The 24,032-nt window shown below is 68.1% G+C and carries 22 protein-coding genes; 8 read left to right on the plus strand and 14 right to left on the minus strand.

Annotated features, from left to right (window positions below; all coding sequences use genetic code 11):
* Positions 1–499: 499 nt before the first annotated feature.
* The gene (gene dksA, locus VG561_RS10090; RefSeq protein WP_014647794.1) at positions 500–1,726 is read right to left on the minus strand and encodes an RNA polymerase-binding protein DksA; all 1,227 of its coding nucleotides are present in this window, start codon (positions 1,724–1,726) and stop codon (positions 500–502) included.
* 271 nt (positions 1,727–1,997) lie between these two features.
* Here dksA and yidD point away from each other — a divergent pair, with 271 nt between their 5' ends.
* The 3 genes from yidD to VG561_RS10105 are packed head-to-tail and all read left to right on the plus strand — an operon-like array spanning position 1,998 to position 4,445.
* A complete protein-coding gene (gene yidD / locus VG561_RS10095) occupies positions 1,998–2,252 on the plus strand; it encodes a membrane protein insertion efficiency factor YidD (RefSeq protein WP_014037867.1) in 255 nt (84 codons plus the stop codon).
* A gap of 1 nt (position 2,253) precedes the next feature.
* Positions 2,254–3,600, plus strand: a complete 1,347-nt coding sequence (locus VG561_RS10100) for a dihydroorotase (RefSeq protein WP_262093563.1) — start codon at positions 2,254–2,256, stop codon at positions 3,598–3,600.
* Positions 3,600–4,445: a M23 family metallopeptidase gene (locus VG561_RS10105; protein WP_049442411.1), complete on the plus strand. Its 846-nt coding sequence runs from the start codon at positions 3,600–3,602 to the stop codon at positions 4,443–4,445. The genes VG561_RS10100 and VG561_RS10105 overlap by 1 nt, the downstream gene beginning before the upstream one ends.
* A gap of 89 nt (positions 4,446–4,534) precedes the next feature.
* Here VG561_RS10105 and VG561_RS10110 read toward each other — a convergent pair whose 3' ends face one another.
* The 5 genes from VG561_RS10110 to efp form a co-directional block, all read right to left on the minus strand.
* Positions 4,535–5,239 carry a squalene/phytoene synthase family protein gene (locus VG561_RS10110; protein WP_049442410.1) on the minus strand — a complete coding sequence of 235 codons (705 nt, stop codon included), beginning with the start codon at positions 5,237–5,239 and terminating at the stop codon, positions 4,535–4,537.
* 11 nt (positions 5,240–5,250) lie between these two features.
* Positions 5,251–5,946, minus strand: a complete 696-nt coding sequence (locus VG561_RS10115) for a phosphoglycolate phosphatase (RefSeq protein WP_049442409.1) — start codon at positions 5,944–5,946, stop codon at positions 5,251–5,253.
* Positions 5,943–6,659, minus strand: a complete 717-nt coding sequence (ubiG, locus tag VG561_RS10120) for a bifunctional 2-polyprenyl-6-hydroxyphenol methylase/3-demethylubiquinol 3-O-methyltransferase UbiG (RefSeq protein ID WP_032956138.1) — start codon at positions 6,657–6,659, stop codon at positions 5,943–5,945. The genes VG561_RS10115 and ubiG overlap by 4 nt, the downstream gene beginning before the upstream one ends.
* Positions 6,660–6,685: 26 nt before the next feature.
* Positions 6,686–8,029 (minus strand): TRZ/ATZ family hydrolase, encoded by a 1,344-nt coding sequence (locus VG561_RS10125; RefSeq protein WP_014647801.1) that lies wholly within the window; start codon positions 8,027–8,029, stop codon positions 6,686–6,688.
* A 206-nt stretch (positions 8,030–8,235) separates the two neighbouring features.
* Complete coding sequence (gene efp / locus VG561_RS10130; protein WP_005410381.1) at positions 8,236–8,802, minus strand: elongation factor P; 567 nt, start codon at positions 8,800–8,802, stop codon at positions 8,236–8,238.
* A gap of 96 nt (positions 8,803–8,898) precedes the next feature.
* Between efp and epmB the strand changes: the two genes are divergently transcribed.
* Positions 8,899–9,939 carry an EF-P beta-lysylation protein EpmB gene (gene epmB, locus VG561_RS10135; protein ID WP_262093561.1) on the plus strand — a complete coding sequence of 347 codons (1,041 nt, stop codon included), beginning with the start codon at positions 8,899–8,901 and terminating at the stop codon, positions 9,937–9,939.
* Between the two features lie 66 nt (positions 9,940–10,005).
* Here the strand turns inward: epmB and VG561_RS10140 are convergent, their stop codons facing one another.
* The 3 genes from VG561_RS10140 to VG561_RS10150 form a co-directional block, all read right to left on the minus strand.
* Entirely contained in the window at positions 10,006–12,132 is a 2,127-nt protein-coding gene (locus VG561_RS10140; protein ID WP_014647803.1) for a putative bifunctional diguanylate cyclase/phosphodiesterase, read from the minus strand.
* On the minus strand, positions 12,129–13,004 hold the full coding sequence (locus VG561_RS10145) for a phosphate/phosphite/phosphonate ABC transporter substrate-binding protein (RefSeq protein WP_227864238.1): 876 nt from the start codon (positions 13,002–13,004) through the stop codon (positions 12,129–12,131). The genes VG561_RS10140 and VG561_RS10145 overlap by 4 nt, the downstream gene beginning before the upstream one ends.
* A gap of 104 nt (positions 13,005–13,108) precedes the next feature.
* On the minus strand, positions 13,109–13,879 hold the full coding sequence (locus tag VG561_RS10150; RefSeq protein WP_032956141.1) for an RNA methyltransferase: 771 nt from the start codon (positions 13,877–13,879) through the stop codon (positions 13,109–13,111).
* 120 nt (positions 13,880–13,999) lie between these two features.
* On the opposite strand from VG561_RS10150, the gene VG561_RS10155 reads away from it, so the two are divergent.
* On the plus strand, positions 14,000–14,827 hold the full coding sequence (locus VG561_RS10155; protein ID WP_005417749.1) for an inositol monophosphatase family protein: 828 nt from the start codon (positions 14,000–14,002) through the stop codon (positions 14,825–14,827).
* A gap of 244 nt (positions 14,828–15,071) precedes the next feature.
* Here VG561_RS10155 and htpX read toward each other — a convergent pair whose 3' ends face one another.
* Entirely contained in the window at positions 15,072–15,938 is an 867-nt protein-coding gene (gene htpX, locus VG561_RS10160) for a protease HtpX (protein WP_014647806.1), read from the minus strand.
* A gap of 93 nt (positions 15,939–16,031) precedes the next feature.
* On the opposite strand from htpX, the gene gluQRS reads away from it, so the two are divergent.
* The 3 genes from gluQRS (at position 16,032) to phaR (ending at position 18,426) form a co-directional block, all read left to right on the plus strand.
* Positions 16,032–16,952 carry a tRNA glutamyl-Q(34) synthetase GluQRS gene (gene gluQRS, locus VG561_RS10165; RefSeq protein WP_111205989.1) on the plus strand — a complete coding sequence of 307 codons (921 nt, stop codon included), beginning with the start codon at positions 16,032–16,034 and terminating at the stop codon, positions 16,950–16,952.
* A 17-nt stretch (positions 16,953–16,969) separates the two neighbouring features.
* On the plus strand, positions 16,970–17,710 hold the full coding sequence (locus tag VG561_RS10170; RefSeq protein ID WP_014647808.1) for a beta-ketoacyl-ACP reductase: 741 nt from the start codon (positions 16,970–16,972) through the stop codon (positions 17,708–17,710).
* A gap of 182 nt (positions 17,711–17,892) precedes the next feature.
* Positions 17,893–18,426, plus strand: a complete 534-nt coding sequence (gene phaR, locus VG561_RS10175) for a polyhydroxyalkanoate synthesis repressor PhaR (protein ID WP_041864232.1) — start codon at positions 17,893–17,895, stop codon at positions 18,424–18,426.
* A 74-nt stretch (positions 18,427–18,500) separates the two neighbouring features.
* Here the strand turns inward: phaR and VG561_RS10180 are convergent, their stop codons facing one another.
* The 4 genes from VG561_RS10180 to VG561_RS10195 all read right to left on the minus strand — a co-directional run bounded on the left by VG561_RS10180 (position 18,501) and on the right by VG561_RS10195 (position 24,026).
* The gene (locus tag VG561_RS10180) at positions 18,501–19,463 is read right to left on the minus strand and encodes a TraB/GumN family protein (RefSeq protein ID WP_049405938.1); all 963 of its coding nucleotides are present in this window, start codon (positions 19,461–19,463) and stop codon (positions 18,501–18,503) included.
* Between the two features lie 2 nt (positions 19,464–19,465).
* Entirely contained in the window at positions 19,466–20,395 is a 930-nt protein-coding gene (locus VG561_RS10185) for a DUF1684 domain-containing protein (RefSeq protein ID WP_262093560.1), read from the minus strand.
* Positions 20,396–20,406: 11 nt separating this feature from the next.
* Positions 20,407–22,311: a DNA mismatch repair endonuclease MutL gene (mutL, locus tag VG561_RS10190; protein ID WP_049442405.1), complete on the minus strand. Its 1,905-nt coding sequence runs from the start codon at positions 22,309–22,311 to the stop codon at positions 20,407–20,409.
* Between the two features lie 146 nt (positions 22,312–22,457).
* Positions 22,458–24,026, minus strand: coding sequence for an N-acetylmuramoyl-L-alanine amidase (locus tag VG561_RS10195; RefSeq protein WP_241887702.1), 1,569 nt, complete (start codon positions 24,024–24,026; stop codon positions 22,458–22,460).
* Positions 24,027–24,032: the final 6 nt, after the last annotated feature.

The following is a 24,032-nucleotide window of genomic DNA, read 5'->3' on the forward strand; positions in this document are numbered from 1 at the left end:
CGCGCCGGGCCATGCCCGGCGGGCTCTTTCCGCGACCGCGGTGGGGTGTCACGTTTCTTTTCGCGCGAAAAGAAAAGTAACCAAAGAAACACGCCGCCATCCGCGAGCCGGCGCTGCGCGCCGGTGCCCTGTGCTCCTCGGTGAATCAGGGGACGGCGCGGAGAGCCAGCCGACCAGCAGTCGGCTCTACAGGATAGAGCCGCCTCTTCGCCCCTGATTCCCCTGCGGTGCTCGGCTCGCTACAAGGCGGACCCAACAGCCGCGAGCGCACGCATGACCGCTCCTGATAGAGCCAAGCCATGCTTGGCTGCCTTTGCTTTTGCTTTTGCTCTTCCTTGCCCTCCGGCTTCGGCCTGAGCCGAGCGTGGGCTCGGCTCTACATCGGACCCACCCGCAGGCTCCACCCGATACCCGGAAGGCGCTCTACACAGCCAACTCGAACCCAACAAAAAACCCGGCCGAAGCCGGGTTTTCTGCATGACCAGACAACGATCAGGAATCAGTCGCCCTGCTGCTTCTGCAGATGCTCCCAACGCTCCTGGGCATCGATGGTGCGCTCGGCGGTCAGGCGCGCCTCCAGGCGCTCCAGGCCGATTTCTTCGCCGGTGTCGACGCAGTAACCGTAGTCGCCCGCTTCCAGGCGCTTCAGGGTGCTGTCGATCTTGCCGATCAGCTTGCGGTAGCGGTCGCGGGTACGCAGTTCCAGCGAGTTCTCGGTTTCGCGGGTCGCGCGCTCGGCTTCGTCGCCGATGTCACGCACTTCCTCGCGCAGGTTCTCGATGGTCTGCTTGGACTCTTCCACCAGGTCCGCGCGCCAGTTCTGCAGGCGCTGGCGGAAATACTCCTGCTGCAGCGGGCTCATGTATTCCTCTTCCGAGGACGGCTTGTAGCCAGCCGGCAGGATCGGGCGGCCGGTGGCCTCGTCGGTCTTGTATTCGACCACCTTGTACTTGCTGCGCGGGGCCGGTGCTGCCGAGCGGGCGGCGACGGCCACGGCAACCTTGCCGACAGGGCGCGACACGGTCTTCGGGGCGGAATCGGATTTCACGGCGGTTTTGGCAGGCGATTTCGAAACGGGCACGGGATTCTTGGATTGCGGGGCCTTCGAAGCGGCAGGAGCGGCGGCCGGGGCCGGCTTGGGGGCCGGTTGGGCTGCTGCCACTGCCACGGTCTTGGCCGGGACAGGCTTGGCCGGAGCCGGCTTGGCAGCAGGCTTCGGTGCGGACTTCACTACTGGGGCCGGGGCCGGCTTTACGGCCGGTGCGGCAACATTCTTGGCAACCTTCTTTGCAGCGGCAGGCGTGGCGACCGGCTTGGCCGCAGCGACCTTCTTTGCCGCCGGCTTGGCGACCGGCTTGGCTGCAGCCTTCTTCACCACCGCCTTCGGCGCCGGCTTGGCTGCTGCCTTCTTGACCACCGGCTTGGCGACGGTCTTCTTCACCGGCGCAGCCTTGCTGACGGCCTTTTTCACCGGCGCCTTCTTGCTGGCAGCGGCTGGCTTGGCCTTGGCGGGCGCAGCGGCCTTCTTCGCCACCGGCTTGGTTGCCTTGACCGGCGTTTTCTTTGCGGTGGCCTTCCTGGCCGCCGGTTGCGAGGACGCTGCCTTGGTCGCCGGCTTGCTCGCCGGCTTCTTGGCAACGGGCTTTGCCGCCAACTTCTTCACAACAGGCTTGGCGGTTTTCTTGGCGGCCGTTGCGGCCTTCTTTGCAGTTTTTTTAGCAGCCACGAAACGCTCTTCCTTGGATTCCCCGGGGCCCGGGAAAGCGGGCCTTTATAGCCTACCCGACCCGCAGCAGCAACCTCGGCACCCTGCTCCATTCAGTCCTGGAGCCAAGGCGCCCAATGGGCAGTCCGACGAACACGGACCGCCTTGCGCGGTACGGAACCTGGCCAGCACCCGACGGTGCTGGTACCGGTCGCAGGCCATCGGCGACATGCGACCAACGGCCCATCCTGCACAAATGCGGCCTTCATGCCAACTGGCATAAGATGACTGGGTGATCTCGCGCCTGCTCATCGCCCTGCTGCGCTTCTACAAGCGCTTCATCAGCCCCTTGCTGGGGCCCCGCTGCCGTTTCGTGCCGAGCTGTTCTGAATACGCGATGGACGCGATCTCGCGGCACGGCCCGCTGCGCGGCAGCTGGCTGGCTGCGCGCAGACTGGGCCGCTGCCACCCGTTCCATCCCGGCGGCTTCGACCCCGTGCCCGAGTCCCCCAACGCCCCCTCTTGCCGTTGCACAGGAAAACATTGACATGTCCTCCACCCTCATCACCAATGCCCGCATGGTCAACGAAGGCCGCACCTTCGACGGCGACCTGCGCATCGAGAACGGCCGCATCGCGCAGATCGGCAACGGGCTGGCGCCGCGCGACGGCGAGCAGGTGGTGGACGCGGCCGGGCGCTGGCTGCTCCCGGGCATGATCGATGACCAGGTGCACTTCCGCGAACCGGGCCTGACCCACAAGGGCGACATCGCCAGCGAATCGGCGGCGGCCGTGGCCGGTGGCCTGACCAGCTTCATGGACATGCCCAACACCAACCCGCCGACGCTGGATTCGACCATCCTGGAAGCCAAGTACGAGCTCGCGCGCGGCCGCGCCTGGGCCAACTACGGCTTCTACCACGGCGCCAGCAATGACAACCTGGACGCCATCCGTGCGCTGGACCCGAAGAAGGCGCCGGGCGTGAAGGTGTTCATGGGTGCTTCGACCGGCAACATGCTGGTCGACAACCCCGAAACGCTGGACGCGATCTTCCGCGAATGCCCGACCCCGATCATCACGCACTGCGAAGACACGCCGATGATCGATGCCAACCTGAAGGCCTTCCAGGAAAAGTACGGCGATGCGCTGACCCCGGACATGCACCCGGACATCCGCTCGCGCGAAGCCTGCATCAAGTCGACCCGCCTGGCGATGTCGCTGGCGCGCAAACACGGCACCCGCCTGCACGTGCTGCACATCTCCACCGCCGATGAACTGGCGCTGTTCGAGAAGGGCCCGCTGATCCGCGCCGATGGCAGCCGCAAGCAGATCACCGCTGAAACCTGCGTGCACTTCCTGCACTTCGCGCGCCCGGACTATGCGACCAAGGGCAACCTGATCAAGTGCAACCCGGCCATCAAGGAAGTGTCCGACCGCGAGGCGATCACCGCTGCGCTGGCCGACGACGTGCTGGACGTGCTGGCTACCGACCACGCGCCGCACACCTGGGAAGAGAAGCAGAAGCCCTACGCGCAGGCCCCCTCCGGCCTGCCACTGGTGCAGTACGCGCTGGTGGCCGCGCTGGAGCGCGTGCACGAAGGCAAGCTGACCCGCGAGCAGGTGGTGCAGAAGTTCGCCCACGCCCCGGCGCAGCTGTTCGACGTGGAAAAACGTGGTTTCCTGCGCGAAGGCTACTTCGCCGATCTGGTCCTGGTCGAAGACGTGCCGTTCACGGTCAAGCGCGAGGACGTGCTGTCCAAGTGCGGCTGGTCGCCGTTTGAGGGCACCACCTTCCGTTCGCGCGTCGCCTCCACCTGGGTCAACGGCCAGCTGGTGTGGGACGGCAGCAACCTGGTGGGCGAACCCGCCGGCCAGCGCATGACCTACGACCGCTGATGCGCTCGGCACTTCTGATCGGGGCGCTGCTGGCCGCGCCCCTGTTTTCCGTACCCGCGGCGCAGGCGCAGGATGGCATTGGCAGCCTGATCGACAGCCGCGTGGTGTTCCCGACCAGTGCGTCGCAGGGCGCACTGGTGATCGGCAAGGTTCCCGCCGGCAGCCGCGTGCAGTACGCCGGTCGCCAGCTGCGGGTGAGCGGCTACGGCAGCGTGGTGTTCGGCATCGGCCGTGACGAGAAGGGCCCGCTGCGCGTGCAGGTGCAGCGCCCCGATGGTGGCAGCGAGACCGCGACCATTGCGGTGACGCCGCGCGACTGGCCCACAGAGCGGGTCAATGGCGTGCCGCCGAAGACGGTCAACCCGCCGCCGGCGATTGCCGAGCGGATCAAGCGCGAACAGGCGCAGGTGACCGCCGCACGCGCCCGCGATGACGACCGCACCGACTTCACCCAGACCTTCATCTGGCCGGTGCAGGGCCGCATCAGCGGCCGCTTCGGCAATGCCCGCGTGTACAACGGCCAGCCCGGTGCCGGTCATTCCGGCATGGACATCGCGGTGCCGACCGGCACGCCGGTGAAAGCACCGGCCGCCGGCATCGTCACCTTCGCCGGCCCGGACCTGTACCTGACCGGCGGCACGTTGCTGCTCGACCACGGCTTCGGGGTCAGCTCCAACTTCCTGCACCTCTCGCGCATCGACGTAAAGGTCGGCGACCGGGTTGAACAGGGCCAGGTGATCGCTGCGGTCGGCGCCACCGGCCGTGCCACCGGCCCGCACCTGCACTGGGGCATGAACTGGTTCGAGACCCGTATCGACCCGCTGCTGGTGCTGGAGCGCAAGTAACGGTAGTGCCGGCCGCTGGCCGGCAACCTCATCCTCTTCCGCGCCCTGCTGGATGCCGGCCAGCGGCCGGCACTACCAGGTACGTTGGATCAACCGCGCGCGGCCCACCACACGCGCAGCAGGGTGCGCACCGGGGTGGCCTCGATCGGCTTGCCTGCGGCCTGTGCCGCCACCCGCGCACGCGCCAGGCTGGACCACACACGGCGCGGGCGCGGGCCGGGCACGCGGGTGCCCCACCCCTTCAACAGATGCTGCGCCCAGCGCTGTGCGGCATTGCTGGCGTCCTCGTCCAGCAGGCTGCGCGGCACACCGGCCACGCCAGCGTCCTGCAGGCGCTGCGCCAGGGTCTGCAGCTGCACCGCACGACCGGCGCCGGTGCGCGGCTTGTCAGCGAACAAGGCCGCCTCCACCGCGGCTACGGCCTCGGCGTAGTTCGCCAGCGCGCGCTCGGCGCCGGCCGCATCCAGCGCGACCGTGCGCGCTTCAACCAGATCCGGAAGTGCTTCGGCCAACTGGGCCCACGGTGCACGCACCGGCTCCAGCAGCCTGCCCAGCGGATGGCGCGAGCGATGTCCCGACCAGCTGCGCAGCTCCTCGCCCCACCACGCCAGCTTGGCGTCGGCCGGCAGCGGATCGCCGCTGGTGTTGAGCATGTCGTCGAACTCCTGCAGCAGCGCGAACCACGCCACTGCAAGCTCGCGTTGCGATTCGGCCACGAACGGGGCGGCCACCGACCATTCCGGCCAACGGCTGCGCCACTTGTCGAGGAAACTGTCCAGCGCGGTACTGCTCACTACACCATTCCTTACGGCTGGGCCGGGGCTGCCGGCCGGGTCGGCCAGAGACTGGCCAGTTGCAGAAGTTCAGCGTTCTCGACCAGCACGTCGGCCTGCCAGGCCAGCGGATCGTCGCTGTGCAGGCGGTAGCCCCACAGGGCTGCCACCGACGGCATGGCCGCGGCCCGCGCGGCGATGATGTCGCGCTCGTCGTCACCCACGTACACGCAGTCTTCGGCGGCAACGCCAATGGCCTGCGCAGCGTGCAGCAGCGGCAGCGGGTGAGGTTTGCGCTCGGCCAGGCTGTCACCGCCGACCAGCACTGCGCAGCGCTGCTGCCAGCCGTGCTGCGGCAGGATCAGCCGCGCCAGGTACTCGGGCTTGTTGGTGACGATGCCCCATACGGTGCCGGCGTCATCCAGCGCGGCAAGCATGCCGGCCACGCCATCGAACAGCACCGCGTGTTGGCCGATCAGCGCTTCGTAGCGCTGCAGGAATTCCGGAATCAGTGCATCTCGCGCAGCGGCATCCAGGTCCGGGAAAGCGGCCCCGACCATCGCGCGCGAGCCCTTGGATACCACCGGGCGCAGCACCGCCGGATCGATCGGCGCACGACCACGCTCGGCCAGCATCGCGTTGCAGGTGGCGATGAAGTCCGGCGCGCTGTCCAGCAGGGTGCCGTCCAGGTCGAACAGCACCGCACGCGGGAAGCGGGCGGCGGTCATGCCGGCTTGACCGCGTAGGCCAGGTAGTTGATGTCGGTGCGGCTGCTCAGGCGGGCATGGTTGCGCCACGGCTCGTAGGCCATGCCGCTGACATCCACCAGCTGCAGGTCGGCCTCGCGCAGCCAGCGCGCCAGCTCGGCCGGCTTGATGAATTCCTGGTAGTGGTGCGTGCCCTTGGGCAGCAGGCGCGCCACGTACTCGGCGCCGACGATCGCCACCGCGAACGCGGCGGCGGTGCGGTTGATGGTCGACAGGAACAGGTGGCCGCCCGGCTTCAGCAGGCGCTTGCAGGCCTCGATGATCGCGCCCGGGTCCGGCACGTGCTCCAGCATTTCCATGCAGGTGACCACGTCGAAGCTGGCTGGCTGCTCGGCGGCCAGATCCTCGGCCGCCTGCACCCGGTAATCGACCTGGGCGCCGCTTTCCAGCGCATGCAGGCGCGCGACCTTGACCAGCTCCGGGGCCAGGTCGATGGCGGTGACGTCAGCACCGGCCTGGGCCAGCGCTTCGCTCAACAGGCCGCCACCGCAGCCGATGTCGAGCACGCGGGCGCCGCGCAGCGGCACGCGGTCAGCCACGTACTGCAGGCGCACCGGATTCAGCGCATGCAGCGGCTTCTGCGGGCCGTCAGCGTCCCACCAGCGGTTGGCCAGCGCAGCGAACTTGTCCAGCTCGGCCTGATCGAAATTTGAGGAAGCGTGGGGGGCAGTCATGGGGGATGTCCTTGCGGCGCCAGGGTTCAGGCGCGGATATGGCGGATGCGCTCGCGCCACTGGCGCGCGTTGGCGATGATGCCCGGCAGGTCCATGCCGACCAGCTCGCGCTGCACCAGCTTCGGCTTGCCGGCGATCCAGACATCGCTGACCTGCTGGCGGCCGGTGGCGTACACCAGCTGCGACAGCACGTTGTGCAGCGGCTGTGTTTCCAGCGCGGACAGATCAACGCAGACCAGGTCGGCCTGCTTGCCGACTTCGATCGAGCCGATGCGGTCGCCGAAGCCCAGCGCGCGTGCGCCACCCAGCGTGGACGCGCGCAGCGTGGTTGCCGCGTCCAGTGCAGTGGCGTCGTCGGCCACGGCCTTGGCCAGGATCGCCGCGGTGCGGTTCTCGCTGAACATGTCCAGGTCGTTGTTGCTGGCGCAGCCATCGGTACCGATCGCCAGGTTCACGCCTGCGCGCTGCAGGGCGCAGGCCGGGCAGAAACCGGAGGCCAGCTTCAGGTTGGATTCCGGGCAATGCACCACGCTGACGCCACGTTCGGCGCACAGGTGGATTTCCGCATCGGTCAGCTGGGTCATGTGCACCGCGATCAGGCGGTCGTTGACCAGGCCGAGCCGATCCAGCCGCGCCAGCGGGCGCTGGCCGTGCAGCCTGATCGAATCGTTGATTTCCTGCGCGGTCTCGTGGGTGTGCAGGTGCACCTGCATGTCGAGCTGGTCGGACAGCATCCGTACCCGCTCGAAGTTGGCATCATTGACCGTGTAAGGCGCATGCGGCGCGAACGCGGTGCCGATCAGCGGATCGGTGCGCCACTGGTCGTGCAGTTCACCGGCCTTGGCGAAGTACTCGTCGTCGGTCTTGGCCCAGGCGGTGGGGAAATCGATGATGACCGCGCCCACCAGCGCGCGGAAACCGTGTTTCTTGTAGACCGCGGCCTGCACGTCGCCGAAGAAGTAGTTCTCGTTGGCGCAGGTGGTGCCGCCGCGCAGCATCTCGGCGATGGCCAGGGTGGTACCGTCGGCAACGAATTCGGGGCCGATCACCGCCGCTTCCACCGGCCAGATGTGCTGCTGCAGCCAGGTCATCAGCGGCAGGTCGTCGGCAACGCCGCGCAGCAGGGTCATCGGGTTGTGCGTGTGCGCGTTGACCAGGCCCGGCATCAGCGCAGCCTCGGGTCGGCTCACCACCTGGGTGGCGCGGAAGCGTGCGCGCGCCTCGGCACGCGGCAGGATGGCCACGATCTCGCTGCCACGCACGGCAACGGCATGGTCTTCCAGCACCACCGCATGCGGCTCGATCGGAACGACGTAACCGGCTTCTATGAGCAGGTCGCAGGCTTCGGGGAGGTGCGGGCTATCGCTCATGCGGGCTCACTGGCTGTGGGGGCGGCGAGATACTTCTGGGGACACGCCCCTGAGTAAGGGGCTGCCGCGAAGCGGCGGGGTCTGGAGACCCGTGAAGCGGGGCCCATGATCTGCCGAAGCAGATCATGGGAGCGCCAGCGCGAATGTGCTGGCGCGTACCCGGCCAGCGGCCGGCACTACCGCAAGGTCGGCCTATGGCCGGAACCTTACTTGACGCGTGCGGAGTATTCGCCCGAACGGGTGTCGACGCGGATCACTTCGTCCTGGTTGACGAACAGCGGCACGCGGACCACGGCGCCGGTTTCCAGGGTGGCCGGCTTGCCGCCGCCGCCCGAGGTGTCGCCACGGACGCCCGGATCGGTTTCGGTGATCTTCAGTTCGACGAAGTTCGGCGGCTGCACGAAGATCGGCTCACCGTTCCACAGGGTGACCACGCAGGACTCTTCGCCCTTCAGCCACTTTTCGGCGCCGCCCATGCCGGCCTTGGTGGCCTGGACCTGCTCGAAGGATTCCGGGTCCATGAAGTGCCAGTACTCACCGTCGCTGTACATGAAGTTCATGTCGGTATCGACGACGTCGGCTGCATCCAGCGAGTCGGTCGACTTCATGGTCACTTCCTGGGTACGGCCGTCCTTGATCAGGCGGTACTTCACGCGGGTGAAGGCCTGGCCCTTGCCCGGCTTGACGTATTCGGTGTCGATGATGACGGCCGGTTGGTTGTTGACCAGGATCTTCATCCCGTTCTTGACGTCGTTCATGCCGTAGCTGGCCATGCGTAAACTCCTGAGTGGCAAAAACGCCGCGGGTGCGGCGAGCCGTTAGAATGGAAAGCCCACCGGGTGCCGGTGGGCGACTGTTTTTCTGCCCCCATGATAACCGCAGGCCCCCTCTCCATGCAGCTTTCCGCCGTCCCCCGGCCCCAGTCGCCAGGCGCGCCCGCGCGCTGGCAGCAGCTCTGGCGCCAGGCGCTGCGCGACCCGCACGCCCTGCTGGCCCGGCTGCAGCTGGACCCGGCCGCGCTGGGTGTCTCGGAGGCGGCCATTGCCCAGTTCGCGCTGCGCGTGCCGGAGGGCTTCGTGGCGCGCATGCGCGTGGGCGACGCGGCCGACCCGCTGCTGCGCCAGGTGCTGCCCGTCGACGAGGAAATGCGCCCGGCACCCGGGTTCAGTTTCGATGCGGTGGGTGATGGTGCCGCCAGGAAGGCCACCGGCGTCATCCAGAAGTACCGTGGACGCGCCCTGCTGGTCGCCACCGGCAGTTGCGCGATCAACTGCCGCTACTGCTTCCGCCGCCACTTCGACTATGCCGCGGAAAACGCCGCCAAGGGCGGCTGGCAGGAGGCCGTGGCGGCCATCGCGGCCGACCCGGACATCGACGAGGTCATCCTGTCCGGCGGCGACCCGCTGTCACTGGCCACGCACAAGCTGGCCGAGCTGACCGATGCGCTGCGCGCGCTCCCGCACATCCGCCGCCTGCGCATCCACACCCGGCTGCCGATCGTGCTGCCGGAGCGCGTGGACGAGGAGCTGCTGGCCTGGCTGGGCAGCCTGCCGTGGCCGCTGGCGATCGTGGTCCACGCCAACCATGCCAATGAGTTCGACGCCAGCGTGGACGCTGCGATGAGCCGCCTGCGCGGCGTCGGCGCCCAGCTGCTGAACCAGGCCGTCCTGCTGCGCGGGGTCAACGACAGCGTGCAGGCCCTGCAGGACCTGAGCGAGCGCAGCTTCGCCGCCGGCGTGCTGCCCTATTACCTGCACCAGCTGGACCGGGTCGAGGGCGTGGCCCACTTCGAAGTGGACGACAGCCAGGCCAAGGCGCTGATTGCCGGCCTGACCGCACGCCTGTCCGGCTACCTGATTCCCAAGCTGGTGCGCGAACTGCCCGGCGACCCGAGCAAGCGCCCGGTGTAATTCCGCAGGGGGTCAGATCCCTTTTCCTGCGGAAAAGGGATCTGACCCCGACACAACAACCGTCGGTCAGAGGCCCGATTCGATCATCCGCACCACTTCGGTGGCGGTCACCGGGTGGCTCAGCCAGTAGCCCTGGCCAAGATCGCAGCCGCGCTGCACCAGCAGTTCGAACTGCGCCTGCTGCTCGATGCCTTCGGCCACCACCGTGATGCCCAGCGCGTGGGCCATGGCGATGATGGCCGTGGTCAGTGCCAGATCGTCGGGATCGCGCTGCATGTCGGCCACGAAACTCTTGTCGATCTTCACGCCGTCCACCGGCACCTGGCGCAGGTGGCTGAGACCGGAGAAGCCCGTTCCGAAATCATCCAGCCAGACCTTCACGCCGGTGCGGTGCAGCTTGTCCAGCAGCTGCGCGGCAACCATCTCGTCGCCGATCACTGCGGTTTCGGTCAGCTCCAGGTGCAGGCGCGAGGCCGGTAGCCCGGACTCATGCAGGCACTGTGCAACCAGCGCCGGCAGCTCGCCGCCGCGCAGCTGCCGCGGTGATACGTTCACCGACACGAACAGATCGTCGCCGCCGGCACCCCGTGGCCACTGCGAGGCTTCCATGCAGGCCGCACGCAGCACCTTCGGGCCGATGATCTCGATCAGCCCGCTCTGCTCGGCCACTTCGATGAACACCGACGGCGGAATCGTACCCAGGGTCGGATGCTGCCAGCGCAGCAGCACTTCGACGCCGACCATGCGGCGGTCGCGCATGCGGAAGATCGGCTGGTAGGCCAGGCGCAGCTCGCCGCGCTCCCAGGCCCCGCGCAGTTCCTGCTCCATGTGCACGCGGCGCTCGACCGCATGGTCCATCGCCCGGCTGTAATGGCGGTAGCAGTTCTTGCCGGCCATCTTCGCCTGGTACATGGCGATGTCGCCGTTCTTCAGCAGCGTGGTCGCATCGGCGGCATCGTCCGGGAACAGGGTCACGCCGATCGAGGTCCCCAGGAACAGCTCCCTGCCCTGTACCACCAGCGGCTTGCCCAGTTCGCGCACCAGCACCTCGGCCAGCAGCCGGGCGTTCGCGGCCACGTCGCCATCGCCGACCAGGATCACGAACTCGTCGCCGCCGAAGCGGGCCAGCAGCGCCTCATCGCCTCCCGCTTCGGCAACCGCGCGCCCGATGCGCTGTGCGAACTGCAACAGCGCTTCGTCACCGGCCTCATGGCCAAGGGTATCGTTGACGCGCTTGAAGTCGTCGATATCGGCGAACAGCAGGCCCAGCCGATGATTGGATGCGCGCGCCGCCATCAGGCGATGGTCCAGTGCTTCCCGGAACGCCAGCCGGTTGGTCAACCCGGTCAGCGCATCGGTATAGGCCATGCGCCGCACCTCGCGGTCATGGCGGGCGATGGAATCGCGCATCCGGGCAAAGCCGCGCACCAGCTCGCCGACCTCGTCATTGCGGGTGTTCTCGGCCAGCGGCGCCTGGTAGTCGCCAGCCTCGATGCGGCGTGCCGCAGCGGCCAGGTCCCGGATCGGCGCCACCAGGGTGCGCTGCACGTACAGGATCACCGCCACGCCGATCACCACCAGCAGGCCCAGCATCAGCAGCAGCCAGCCCAGGTGGCGGCTGCCGACCTGCTGCAGGCGCTCGCCGAGCGTGGCATTGGCTGCCTGTTCGCGCTGCTGCACCTCGTCCAGCGCCATGCCGACGCGGACGCCGCCGATGCGCTGGTTGCCGACCATGATCGGCATGGTGTTGTCGAGCACCTTGGGCGATTCCTGCACCACCAGCGCCTGCGCCACCGCGGCCTTGGGAGCGAGCGGGTCGGCCATCGGCTGGCCGAAGCCGGACACCTCGATCGAGCCGTCATGCACCAGCCGGCCACGGTCGTCGAACACCAGCACATAGCGCACGACCGGCTGCCGTGCGGTGCTGCGCACCAGCGCACCGACCTGGTCCAGGTCGCGGTAGTACAACGGGTTGGCCAGCGCGTCGGACAGCTCGCGCGCCATCGCTTCGCCGCGGCTGCGCACGCTGCGGTCGAACAGTTCATGGATGACGCCACCACTGAGGTTGCGCACCTCGCCCTGCATCGCCGCCTGCCGCCCCAGCAACACTGCCAGGATCGCCACCACCACGACCATCGCCCCGCCCATCGCGAGCAGGAACCGGGCCTGCATTCCCGAGCCGAGCCACTTCATTCCACTTCCATCCGCACGCGCGTCAATCCTTGTTTCAATTCATCCAGCCGCTGCTGCGCATGCGCATCGACGCGGTGGAAACCGGAAGTACCGAAAAACCGATGCAACGCCCCCTGCGCCTGCGGGTCACTGGCCGCCTGCAGCAGGACGTCCTGCAGCCGGTCACGCACCCGCGGGTCGAGGTCGGCGCGCACCATCTCCACCGCCCGCGGGTAGGGCCTGGTGCGCAGCAGCTCGCGGAAGTCGCGCCGGAATGCCGCCGGCATCCGTCGCTCGTCGTTCCAGTCCACGCTGCTCACCGCCCCCACGTCAACCACGCCCTTGTGCACGAACGTAGCGATGTTCAACTCGCTGCGCGCGAACACATACCCCACACTGTCCCGGCCCGGCATGTCCCATACGCCGGCCAGGATCTGCGGCGCCAGCCCCTCCTGCAGCAGCGTCATCACCGGCACCAGGTAGGCACTGGTGGACGCCGTGTTCTGCAACGCCAGGCGATGCCCACGCATATCCTGGATGCGCTGGACCGGACTGTCGCGGCGCACGAAGAACACGGTCTGGTACTCACGCACACCATTGCGCTCGGTCAGCAACAACGGCCGCGCGCCACTGCGCTGGCCGAGTGCCACTGCCGTACCCGACGTTTCCGTGACCCAGTCGACCCGCCCCCGCCGCAGATAGCTGGCCATCTGCTGCGGGTCGCGCGCCATCAGGATCCGCCCCTCCTTGATGCCGACGTCATGCATGCGTGCCACCACATAGTCCAGCAACGGCTGCAGCTGCTCGTAATGGGCCTTGGGATCATCGCTGATCCGGCCCAGCACCAGCACCGGGTCCGGTGCTGCATGCACCGTCCCGGCCAGCAGGATCATGACCAGGCTCAGCAGTCCCCTCTGCACTGCCCTTCGCAGACCCGACACAGGCTTCATCCCCCCCTGGGTATCCGGACAGACTACCCGAAAAAATGAGAACGTCGTCAGCTGTCCTTGTTGCCCGCTTGTGCCAGTCGCGCCATGCGCTGGGTGTCGGCCAGGATGCCGCGCAACAGGCGCACTTCCTGCTCGCTCGGCTCGCTGCGCAGGAACAGGCGGCGCAGCTTGCGCATCGCTGATTCCGGTGCGCGGCCCTTGTGGAAATCGATCTCGTCCAAGGTGTCGCCGAGCTGGGCGAAGAAGCTCTCCATCTGCTCATGGCTGGCGGCCTGTTCGCGGAAACCCGGCTCGGCGTCGGCGGCCGGCTGCGCGCCCAGCAGCTGCATGCGCGTTTCATAGGCCAGCACCTGTACCGCAGCTGCCAGGTTGAGCGAGCTGAACGCCGGGTCGGATGGAATATGCACCGCCGCATGGCAGAGCTGCAGTTCCTCGTTGGTCAGCCCGGTGCGCTCGCGACCGAACACCAGCGCCACCTCGGCGCCCTCGCCCGCCTTGGCCACCGCACGGGCGGCGGCATCGGCCGGCAGGTACTCCTCCAGCTGGACGCGGCGGGCACGGGCGGTGCAGCCCAGCACCAGTCGGCAATCGGCCACGGCCTCGGCCAGGGTGGCCACCACCGGGGCGTCCCCCAGCACGTCTTCGGCACCGGCCGAGCGGCGGAAAGCCTCCTCGTCCAGCGGTTTTTCGGGGGCGACCAGCACCAGGCGGGCCAGGCCCATGGTCTTCAGGGCACGGGCGGCAGCGCCCATGTTGCCGGGGTGCTGGGTACCGACCAGGACGAATCGGAGGCGGGTGGCGGCGGGAAACTGGGACATGAACAGGGAAAAGGTCGAGCTGGACGATGACCAATGGTAAACTGTGCGGCCGGCCACTGCGCCGGACCCGCTCTTTTCCCCCGCCAGTCCATCTCTTCTGCCTTTCCGGGAGCCCACGCCATGCAGAAACCCGCCGTCACCGTCATGGTCAAGGCCGCCCGCCTCGCCGGCAACGTCCTGTTGCGCAACATCAACAAGCTCGAGGCACTGAACGTGGTGCAGAAGGGCCGGATGGACTACGCCAGCGAAGTGGATGCGGACGCGGAAAAGGTCATCGTCAAGGAACTCAAGCGCGCTTACCCGGACTACGGCATCTTCGGCGAAGAAGGTGGCGTGCAGGGCGAGCGCCGCCAGATGTGGGTCATCGACCCGCTGGACGGCACCAGCAATTACCTGCGCGGCGTGCCGCACTACTGCGTGTCGATCGCTCTGGTCGAGAATGGCGAACCGACCGATGCGGTCATCTTCGACCCGCTGCGCAATGAACTGTTCACCGCAAGCCGTGGCGCTGGCGCCGTGCTGAACGACCGCCGCATCCGCGTGGCCGATCGCAAGGACCTGGAAGGCACGATGATCCACACCGGCTTCGCACCGCGCGAGCGCAGCCGTGCCAGCGCCCAGCTGAAGGCGGTTGACGCCCTGCTGGTGCACGGCGAGGACATCCGCCGCACCGGCTCGGCCGCACTGGACCTGGCCTACGTGGCCTGCGGCCGCGCCGACGCCTACTTCGAAGCCGGCGTGAAGGCGTGGGACATCGCCGCCGGCCTGCTGCTGGTCCGCGAGGCGGGTGGCAAGGTCTGCGACTTCAAGGGCGCGACCCTGGGCCGCATGGACAACCGTGGCCCGGAGACCCACCAGATCGTGGCCGGCAACCTGAAGGTGGCCGAGTCGCTGCAGAAGGTGCTGGTCAACACCGGTTATGCGGCGGAGTTCGACGCGAAGTTCTGAGGTTTCGCGTAATGCGGTTCATGGAGACGGCACCTGCGAGGGTGCCGTTTTCGTTTGTGCGCACGGAGAGTCGTTTCCGCGACCGCGGAGGGGTGTCACTTTCTTTGCTCGTGCAAAGAAAGTGACACCTCCCCGCAGGCGCGGAAACGATCCGCCGGGCACGATCCGGCATCAGCAATGCATCGCGCAAACAAAAACGCCCGGCGCGAAGCCAGGCGTTCCTGCACTACCGTGGAGCGGTGGCTTACGCCGCCGTCGACGCCCGCAGCGCGGCGATGCGCTCTTCCAGCGGCGGGTGGCTCATGAACAGCTTCTTGGCCGTCGAACCGGAAATGCCGAAGGCGGCAATCTGGGTCGGCAGCGTGCTCTGGCCGTGGTTGAGCTGCAGGCGCTCCAGCGCGGCGATCATCTTCTGGCGGCCCGCCAGCGAGGCACCACCCGCATCGGCACGGAACTCGCGATGGCGCGAGAACCACATCGAGATCATCGTGGCGAACAGGCCGAACACCATCTCCAGCACGAACACGATGATGTAGTAGGCGAAGCCGCGGCCGCCGCCTTCGCGGTTGCCCGACAGCGCGCTGTCGATGATGCCGCCGACCACGCGGGCCAGCACGATCACGAAGGTGTTCAACACGCCCTGCAGCAGTGCCATGGTGATCATGTCACCGTTGGCGACGTGGGCGATCTCGTGGCCCAGCACCGCTTCGGCCTCGTCTTCACTCATGTTGTGCAGCAGGCCGGTGGACACCGCCACCAGCGCGTTGTTGCGGTTGGCACCGGTGGCGAAGGCATTGATCTCCGGGCCGTCATAGACCGCCACTTCGGGCATGCCGATGCCGGCCGCCTTGGCCTGCCGCTCGACGGTGGCCAGCAGCCAGCGCTCGGTCTGGTTGCGCGGCTCGGTGATCACCACCGCACCGGTGGAGCGCTTGGCCATCCACTTGGACAGCAGCAGCGAGATGAAGGAGCCACCGAAGCCGAAGATCGCGGCCATGACCAGCAGGCCACTCATCTGGCTCGGATTGACCCCCAGCAACGACATCACGATGCTGGCGAGGATCAGGACCGCGAAGTTGGTCGCCAGGAACAGGGCAATGCGGGTAAACATGGGAAAATCCGGCTCGGAAGGGGTCGATACCAGTCAATTTGCGGTGTGGTCAGCTTGAATTCAAGCGCCAACCTGACCGACGATTCAGCCAGCATGACCTCCCCCATTTCCTGCGGCCGCTTCGCGCCCTCGCCGACCGGCCTGCTCCACCCCGGATCCCTGCTTGCCGCCTTCGGCAGCTGGCTGCTCGCCCGCCATCACGGCGGCCTGTGGCGGCTGCGCATTGAAGACGTCGATCCGCCGCGCACGGTGCCTGGCGCCGCGGAGGCACAACTGCAGGCGCTGGCCGCCTTCGGCCTCACCCATGACGGCCCGGTCCTGTGGCAGAGCGCGCGCGGGGAGGCCTACCAGGCCGCGCTCGACGTGCTGCTGGCCAGCGATCTGGCCTTTGTCTGCCACTGCAGCCGCAGCGAACTGGCCGCCAGCGGCGGCATCCACCACCGCTGCGTTGCGCGACAGCCACGACCGGACCCTGCCGTCCGCTTCCGCGTGCCACGCGGCAGCATCGTGCACTTCAATGATGGCCTGCGCGGGCCGCAGCACCAGGACGTGCATGCCGAGGTTGGCGACTTCGTGCTGCGCCGTGCAGATGGCTGCTGGGCCTACCAGTTGGCCGTGGTGGTCGATGACGCCGAACAGGGCGTGACCGAAGTGGTGCGCGGCGCCGACCTGCTCGATTCCACCGCGCGGCAGATCCTGCTGCAGCAGGCGCTGGGCCTGGCCGTGCCACGCTACTGGCACCTGCCGCTGCTGCTCGATGCACCGGGGCACAAACTGTCCAAGTCGCTGGCGTCGCTGCCGGTGGACAGCACGCGGCCGGTGCCGGTATTGCGCGCGCTCTGGCAGCTGCTGGGCCAGGCGCCTGCCGCACTGGACGGCGCCGATGAGCGGGATGCGCTGCTGGAGGCTGCGCAACGGGCGTTCGACCCGGCGCGGCTGCCGCGGACCGACATCCTGTTGCCGGCCGGCGCACTTTCCGCGCCGATGTTGCAGAATCCCCCTTCCCCCACCTGATACCCGGACAGCACTCCATGACATCTCGCGTCGCACTGGTCACCGGCGGAACCGGCGGCATCGGTACCGCCATCTGCCAACGCCTGGCCGACCAGGGCCACCGGGTCGCCACCAACTACCGCGACGAGGCCAAGGCCCGCGCCTGGCAGCAGGCGATGACCGAGCGCGGCTACCACGTGGCGATCTTCCCGGGCGATGTCTCCGATCCGGACAGCGCCGAAGCACTCGTGCGCGCCGTCGAGGCCGAGCTGGGCCCGGTCGAGATCCTGGTCAACAACGCCGGCATCACCCGTGACACCACCTTCCACCGCATGCGCGCGGACCAGTGGCACGATGTGATCAACACCAATCTCAACTCGGTGTTCAACGTCACCCGGCCGGTCATCGAGGGCATGCGCCGCCGCGGCTGGGGCCGGGTCATCCAGATCAGCTCGATCAACGGCCTGAAGGGCCAGTACGGCCAGGCCAACTACGCTGCGGCCAAGGCCGGCATGCACGGCTTCACCATCTCGCTGGCCCGCGAGAACGCCGGCTTCGGCATCACTGTCAACACCATTTCGCCCGGCTACGTCGCCACCGACATGGTGATGGCGGTTCCGGAGGACGTGCGCGCCAAGATCATCGCCGACATCCCGACCGGACGCCTCGGCAAGCCGGAAGAAATCGCCTATGGCGTGTCCTTCCTGGTGGCCGAGGAAGCCTCGTGGATCACCGGCAGCAACCTGGACATCAACGGCGGACACCACATGGGCTGGTGAGCCGCGCAGGGGGCGCCGCGGCATGCACCGGCGGCCCCTGCCGATGGTCATGCTGCGCAGCACGCAAACCCTTGTTGCGCAACATGATCGCCCCTGAAAGCCAAGCCTGGCGGGGGCTGGGGCGGTTGCAACCGCTGCTGCACTGCGCCATGCTGCGCGTCTACTGTGACGAGTACCGCTTCATGGCTGCGACCCGCATCATCAAGAAGTATCCGAACCGCCGTCTCTACGACACCGAGATCTCCAGCTACATCACCATCGAGGACGTGCGCCAGCTGATCCTGGATGGTGAAGACTTCGAAGTCCGCGACGCCAAGAGCGGCGACGACCTCACTCGATCGGTCCTGCTGCAGATCATCGCCGACCAGGAACAGGACGGCGAGCCGATGCTGTCCACCCAGCTGCTGAGCCAGCTGATCCGCTTCTACGGCGATTCCCTGCAGGGCTTCATGGGCAACTATCTGGAGCGCAGCATGCAGGTCTTCCTCGACCAGCAGCAGCAGTTCCGCCAGCAGATGGGCAACCTGCTGGGCCAGACCCCGTGGGCGATGATGAACCAGCTGACCGAGCGCAACCTGGAGTTGTGGCAGGAATTCCAGCGCAGCATGGGCAGCGGTTTCGGTGGCCCGCGCCCCGGCGGTACCGGAACGGGAACCGGCACCGGTAACAAGCCCGGCGAACCGGGCACCGGCACCGGCGGCAAGACCCGCCGCTGAACGGCAGCTACGGCTGATACGAAAACGGCGCGCCCCTGGCGCGCCGTTCTGTTTGGCATCGCGCCAACGATGCGTCAGCGTTTCGCCTTGCACCCCGTGCACACGCGCTCGACCTTGTAGCCCTTGGCCTTCAGCTTCTCGACCACGCCATCACTGCCCAGCAGGTGCAGCGTGCCGACCACCACCAGCGTACCGCCCTGCCCGGCCTGCAGGTACGGCTGCAGCTTCGGCACCCAGGCATCGTTGCGCCCGGTGTTGATGCGCTGGTACAGCTGCGGATACTGCTGGCGCATCTCCGCCGCCATCTTGGTCCACAGCAGGCGCTCGTCGCCGCGACGCCATGCATCATGCAGCAGCCGCGCCTGCTCATCGGCCTTGCCGGCCTGGTCCAGCGCTTCGGCCAGCATCTGCCGCTGCTCCTGCACCGTCATCCCGTCAAGCATGCCGATCTGGGTATCGATGTCCTCCAGGCCCGCCGTCTTGCGGCCGGTCTTCTGCGCACGCTCCATGAAGTGGCGGTCCAGGCCCAGCGCCGGGTCCAGGCCAAGTTTCTGCATCTGCCCGACCGAAATGCTCAGGCCGACAAACCAGGCCTTCATGCCCTGCATCTGCGCCAGCGGCAGCTGGTTCTGGGCAGCAAAGGCCTGCAGCTTCTGCCAGGTCGGCGCATCCAGATCACGCTTCAGCTCGCTGCCATCGGTGCGGGTCGCGGCCTGCACCATGCGGCTGGCCAGCTGCGGCGACTGCATGTCTTCCGGCGACAGCTCGAACACCACCCGCTGCGAGGCCTCGAACGCCTGCTCAACATCGGGCGACAGCGGGTAGTCCTGCGGCTTCAGCAGGTGGAACGACCCCAGCAGGTAGACGCGTGCATCGCCCGGGCCGGTGACTTTCCACAACAGCGGTACGGGCGGCTTGGCCGCCGCGGCGGTCGCGGCCGCAGCCGTGGTGCCCGGCGCATCGCGGGCAGTGGCCAAGGGTGCCATCGCGCACGCCGCCATCAGCAGCGCGGCACGGAACAGGTGTTTGATCGGCATGGTCAGCCTTCTCCTTCAGGCAGGTGGTACGCCTTCTCGCCCGCTTCCACGCGCAGATCCAGCCGGTTTTCCGGTGGCGCCAGCGGACAGGTGGCGTAGGCGGTGAACGCGCACGGCGGGTTGTAGGCATGGTTGAAATCGATGCGCACGGTGCCGTCTGCGGCGGGCGCATCGGTATCCAGGTAGCGCCCGGCCGGATAGCTGCCGCGGCCGCTGGTGCGGTCGGCGAAGATCAGGAACAGCGGCTGCCCGGGCGCACCGATCGCTTCCAGCCGCCAGCTGCGACCATCGCGTTCGAACTCGACCGCGCCGGCATTGGGCATCTCGGTGGTCAGGCCGGTGATGTCGACGATCGGCAGGGTCTTGCCCGGCGGGTGCGCGATGAAGCGCGCCTGCACCTGCCAGTCCACGCCGCCCGGCCAGTACTGCAGGCCGGCAAAGTCACGCCGCGCAGGCGCATCGGCATGCTTGACCCGCAGCGCGTCCCGCGCCCCCCGGCGGATGATGCTGAGCTGGCCCTTGCCGCCATCGAAGGCCACCAGCGTCGGTTGCGCGTCCTTGTCGGTGTCAACTCGGATGCGGCCGCGCACCGGCAGGCCATCATGACTGACATCGACACCGGCTTCAGGCGTGAACCACCACTGCGTCCCTTCGCGACGCAGCAGGCCCAGCTTGTCCGGGCCAACCGTCAGGCGGATGCCGTTGGTAGCGCCGCTGCCAACGAAATGCGATTTGTTCTGCAGCCAGTGCAGGCCCACCAGCGCCGTCCAGCCATCGGGCCGGGTCAGGTCCTGGTAGCGCGCTACACGCCATTGTTGCTGCGCGGCCGCGTAGGCCGGATCTTCAGCGGCCGTCGGCACCGGCGGTGTTGCCGGGCTGCAGGCGGCCAACACCACGGCGGCCAGCAGGCCCGCCATTCCCCGATAACGCATCGATGCTCCCCTCAACGTCCGCGCAGGAACCAGCGGTCGATCTCCGCCAGCGAAAAACGGGCCCAGGTCGGTCGGCCGTGGTTGCACTGGCCGGACCGTTCGGTGATTTCCATGTCGCGCAGCAGCGCGTTCATTTCCGGCAGGGTCAAGCGCCGGTTGGCACGCACCGCGCCGTGGCAGGCCATGGTCGACAGCAGTTCGTCGCGTGCACTGGCCACGCGGCGGCTCTGGCCATGCTCGCGCAGGTCGGTCAGCACGTCGCGCAGCAGCCCTTCCGGTTCGGCATGCGCCAACAATGCCGGAATACTGCGCACGTGCAGCGAACCGGGGCCGGCACGGGTCACCTCGAAGCCGAGCGCCGCCAGGGTTTCAGCTTCGCTCTCGGCGGTGTCGGCCTCGCGCTCGCCCACTGCCAGCGTGATCGGCACCAGCAACGGCTGCGACTGCAGGCCGATGCCATCGTGCGCGTTCTTCAGGCGCTCGTAGCCGATGCGTTCGTGGGCCGCATGCATGTCGACCACGATCAGGCCTTCGGCGTTCTCGGCCAGGATGTAGATGCCATGCAGCTGCGCGATCGCATAGCCCAGCGGCGGCACGCCTGCGTCGGCACTGGTGACCGGCAGTCCGTTCTCGGTCGGCATCGGCGGCAGCGCAGCACCGCGCTCGGCGCCGGCCGGTGCGGCATACAGCGCGGCATAGGCAGCCGGTGCATCGGCCACCTGCAGGCCCAGCGGCTGCTGCGGGCGCCATCCGGAGAATCCGCCACCACCACCTCCCGAGCCGGCACCCGGCGCGGGCCCACGCACCAGCCCGAATCCCGACGCGCCTGCGCTCGATGCCATCGGCATGGCCGTGGCATCCACCGGCTGCGCAGCACCGGCACCGATCTCCTGCGCCGACATGCCGGCGCGGGTATCGGCCAGCGCATCCTTCAGCGTGCGGTAGACGAAATCATGGACCAGCCGCGAATCACGGAAGCGCACTTCGTGCTTGGCAGGGTGCACGTTGACGTCGACGCGGGTCGGATCCAGCTCCAGGAACAGCACATAGGCCGGCTGGCGGCCGTGGTACAGCACATCGCCGTAGGCCATCTTCACTGCGTGGGCGACGCTGCGGTCACGCACCGAGCGACCGTTGACGTACAGGTACTGCTGGTCGGCGCTCGCGCGCGAATAATGCGGCTGCGCGATCCAGCCATGCAGGCGCAGTCCGGCACCGCTGTGGTCCACGCGCACGGCCTGGTTGGCGAAATCCTCGCCCAGCGTTTCGGCAAGGCGTGTATCGGAATACAGATCGCCCGGCTTGTAACGACGCGAGGCCTTGCCGTTGTGCGACACGCGCAGCTCGACATCCGGCCGTGCCAGCGCCAGCGAACGCAGCCACTCTTCGATATGGCCCAGTTCGGTGCGCTCGGCGCGCAGGAACTTGCGCCGCGCCGGCACGTTGTAGAACAGCTCGCGCACTTCCACCGTGGTGCCCGGCGCGTGCGCGCGCGGGGTCACCTCGCCGATCTTGCCGCCTTCGATCTGCAACGCCGAACCGTGCTCGTCATGCGCGCGGCGCGAGGCCAGGGTGAAGCGGCTGACCGAGGCGATCGAAGGCAGCGCTTCACCGCGGAACCCCAGCGTTGCCACCGATTCCAGATCGTCCAGGTCGGCGATCTTGCTGGTGGCGTGGCGCGATACCGCCAGCGGCAGCTGCTCCGGTGCGATGCCGCTGCCATTGTCACGGATGCGGATCAGGCGCACACCGCCCTCTTCCAGATCGATGTCGACGCGGCTGGCGCCGGCATCGATCGCGTTCTCGACCAGTTCCTTGACCACCGACGCGGGCCGTTCGACCACTTCGCCAGCGGCGATCTGGTTGATGAGGATCTCCGGCAACGGCCGGATCGGGCGCGGACCGGGCGCGCTCATGGGAGGTGATGGGCAGCAGACTTCATGGGTCGATGATAGCGGAGCTGGCGAGGATAGAGTCGAGCCATGCTCGACTGCGGGCTACCGACAAGGCCCAGTCGAGCGCGGCTCGACTCTACGGAAAGCAGCAACCCGCCTTCGGCGGCTTACTTGCTGCCGCCGGCCATGGTGCCGGCCGCGTCGATCTCGGCCTGGGCGCGGGCCGCATACAACGTCCCCGGCGGCGGCTGGCGGCTGAAGAAGGTGTGCACGCCGTCCAGCACGGCGCCAGCGATCTTGCGCTGGTACGCCGGGTCCATCAGGCGGCGTTCTTCATCCGGATTGGAGATGAACGCGGTTTCCACCAGCATCGCCGGCATGTCCGAGGTGCGCAGCACCGCGAAGTTGGCGCGCTCGATGTTCGGCTTGTGGTTGTTGCCGATCCGCTTCAGGCCGCCCAGCACGTGGCCGGCCGCGTCTTCGGACGCCTTCATGTAGCCGCTCTGCGCCAGGTCCAGCAGCACGTTGGCCAGGGTGCCTTCGGTCTGCTGCAGGCGCACGCCACCGACCAGGTCGGCCGCGTTTTCCTTGTCCGCCAGCCAGCGGGCGCGCTGCGAAGAGGCGCCCTTGGTCGACAGCACGTAGACCGATGAGCCCGTGGCCGAGCGGTTTTCGGCCGCGTCGGCATGGATCGAGATGAAGATGTCCGCCTTGTTCGCACGCGCCTTCTGCGCACGCATCGGCAGCGGAATGAACACGTCGCTGTCGCGCGTCAGGTAGGCCTTCAGGCCTGGCGTGGCGTTGACCTGGCGGGCCAGCTCGCGCGCCACTGCCAGAGTGACATCCTTCTCGCGCTTGCCGGTCGGGCCGATCGCACCCGGGTCCTGGCCGCCGTGTCCGGGATCGATCGCCACCACCAGGTGGCGCATGCCGGCCTGCATGCGGATACGCGACGCATCGCTGGGCATGACAGGACGCGGCGGTTCCACCGGCGTCGGTGCCGGTGTAGGCACGGTGGCCGGCGGCGTGGTCACCACCGCTGCGGTGCGCTGGCCGGCGAGGATCGCGGCCGGCGAGGACGACGGCGTGCTGCTGGCGGTGACACCGGCCGCAGCAACCTGGGCCGGCGCGGTGGTCGGTGCCGGGGTCGGCGTGGCCGGTGCGGCGGCAGTGGCGCTGGCCTGCTGCTGTACCTGTGCGGTCAGCAGGGCCGTGGCACGCGCGGCATCGGTGCGCGACTGCGCGCTCTCGGCCGGAGTCGGTACAGGTGCAGCTCCCGCCGCGGGCGCCTGCGGCTGCACGGCTGGCGTCGCCGCCGGGCGGCTGCTGGCCAAGGCCGGGCCATCGCCCGGCCATTCGATCACCAGCTTGGATTCATTGCCCTCGCGCTGCATCTGCGGGCGGAACGGCGCCACCGATTCGGCGAGGTCGAAAACGACGCGGAACGTGCCCGGGACCGGCTGTCCGGTACGCACCGCCGTGACCACGCCCTGCGCGGCCGGCATCTTCAGGTTGCGTATGGCGCTGGAGTCGGGGAAATCGACCACCAGGCGGTTCGGGCCGGCCAGCGACAGGGTCTTGTAGCCGCCACTGCCGACCAGCGAGATCTCGGCACGGGTGCCGGTAGCGCCGGTGTTCAGCAGGACCTGTCGGACTTCACCCGCCCACGTACTGACGCTCGCCAGACCCAGTCCGACGGCGGCACAGATGGCGATGAGACGGTTCCCCGGGCGCATGGCTCA

The sequence above is a fragment of the Stenotrophomonas sp. CASM110 genome (assembly GCF_049384345.1).
GTDB lineage: Bacteria > Pseudomonadota > Gammaproteobacteria > Xanthomonadales > Xanthomonadaceae > Stenotrophomonas > Stenotrophomonas muris.

What these genes read in the sequence shown, in the direction of transcription:
- VG561_RS10125 (WP_014647801.1), bottom strand. Translation starts at nt 8,029, where the DNA reads ATGAGCGATAGCCCGCACCTCCCCGAAGCCTGCGACCTGCTCATAGAA.
- VG561_RS10115 (WP_049442409.1), bottom strand. Translation starts at nt 5,946, where the DNA reads ATGACCGCCGCCCGCTTCCCGCGTGCGGTGCTGTTCGACCTGGACGGC.
- VG561_RS10180 (WP_049405938.1), bottom strand. Translation starts at nt 19,463, where the DNA reads ATGCCGATCAAACACCTGTTCCGTGCCGCGCTGCTGATGGCGGCGTGC.
- gluQRS (WP_111205989.1), top strand. Translation starts at nt 16,032, where the DNA reads ATGACCTCCCCCATTTCCTGCGGCCGCTTCGCGCCCTCGCCGACCGGC.
- epmB (WP_262093561.1), top strand. Translation starts at nt 8,899, where the DNA reads ATGATAACCGCAGGCCCCCTCTCCATGCAGCTTTCCGCCGTCCCCCGG.
- VG561_RS10105 (WP_049442411.1), top strand. Translation starts at nt 3,600, where the DNA reads ATGCGCTCGGCACTTCTGATCGGGGCGCTGCTGGCCGCGCCCCTGTTT.
- phaR (WP_041864232.1), top strand. Translation starts at nt 17,893, where the DNA reads ATGGCTGCGACCCGCATCATCAAGAAGTATCCGAACCGCCGTCTCTAC.
- VG561_RS10170 (WP_014647808.1), top strand. Translation starts at nt 16,970, where the DNA reads ATGACATCTCGCGTCGCACTGGTCACCGGCGGAACCGGCGGCATCGGT.
- VG561_RS10100 (WP_262093563.1), top strand. Translation starts at nt 2,254, where the DNA reads ATGTCCTCCACCCTCATCACCAATGCCCGCATGGTCAACGAAGGCCGC.
- VG561_RS10155 (WP_005417749.1), top strand. Translation starts at nt 14,000, where the DNA reads ATGCAGAAACCCGCCGTCACCGTCATGGTCAAGGCCGCCCGCCTCGCC.
- VG561_RS10185 (WP_262093560.1), bottom strand. Translation starts at nt 20,395, where the DNA reads ATGCGTTATCGGGGAATGGCGGGCCTGCTGGCCGCCGTGGTGTTGGCC.
- VG561_RS10140 (WP_014647803.1), bottom strand. Translation starts at nt 12,132, where the DNA reads ATGAAGTGGCTCGGCTCGGGAATGCAGGCCCGGTTCCTGCTCGCGATG.
- VG561_RS10150 (WP_032956141.1), bottom strand. Translation starts at nt 13,879, where the DNA reads ATGTCCCAGTTTCCCGCCGCCACCCGCCTCCGATTCGTCCTGGTCGGT.
- VG561_RS10145 (WP_227864238.1), bottom strand. Translation starts at nt 13,004, where the DNA reads ATGATCCTGCTGGCCGGGACGGTGCATGCAGCACCGGACCCGGTGCTG.
- VG561_RS10195 (WP_241887702.1), bottom strand. Translation starts at nt 24,026, where the DNA reads ATGCGCCCGGGGAACCGTCTCATCGCCATCTGTGCCGCCGTCGGACTG.
- ubiG (WP_032956138.1), bottom strand. Translation starts at nt 6,659, where the DNA reads ATGACTGCCCCCCACGCTTCCTCAAATTTCGATCAGGCCGAGCTGGAC.
- mutL (WP_049442405.1), bottom strand. Translation starts at nt 22,311, where the DNA reads ATGAGCGCGCCCGGTCCGCGCCCGATCCGGCCGTTGCCGGAGATCCTC.
- efp (WP_005410381.1), bottom strand. Translation starts at nt 8,802, where the DNA reads ATGGCCAGCTACGGCATGAACGACGTCAAGAACGGGATGAAGATCCTG.
- htpX (WP_014647806.1), bottom strand. Translation starts at nt 15,938, where the DNA reads ATGTTTACCCGCATTGCCCTGTTCCTGGCGACCAACTTCGCGGTCCTG.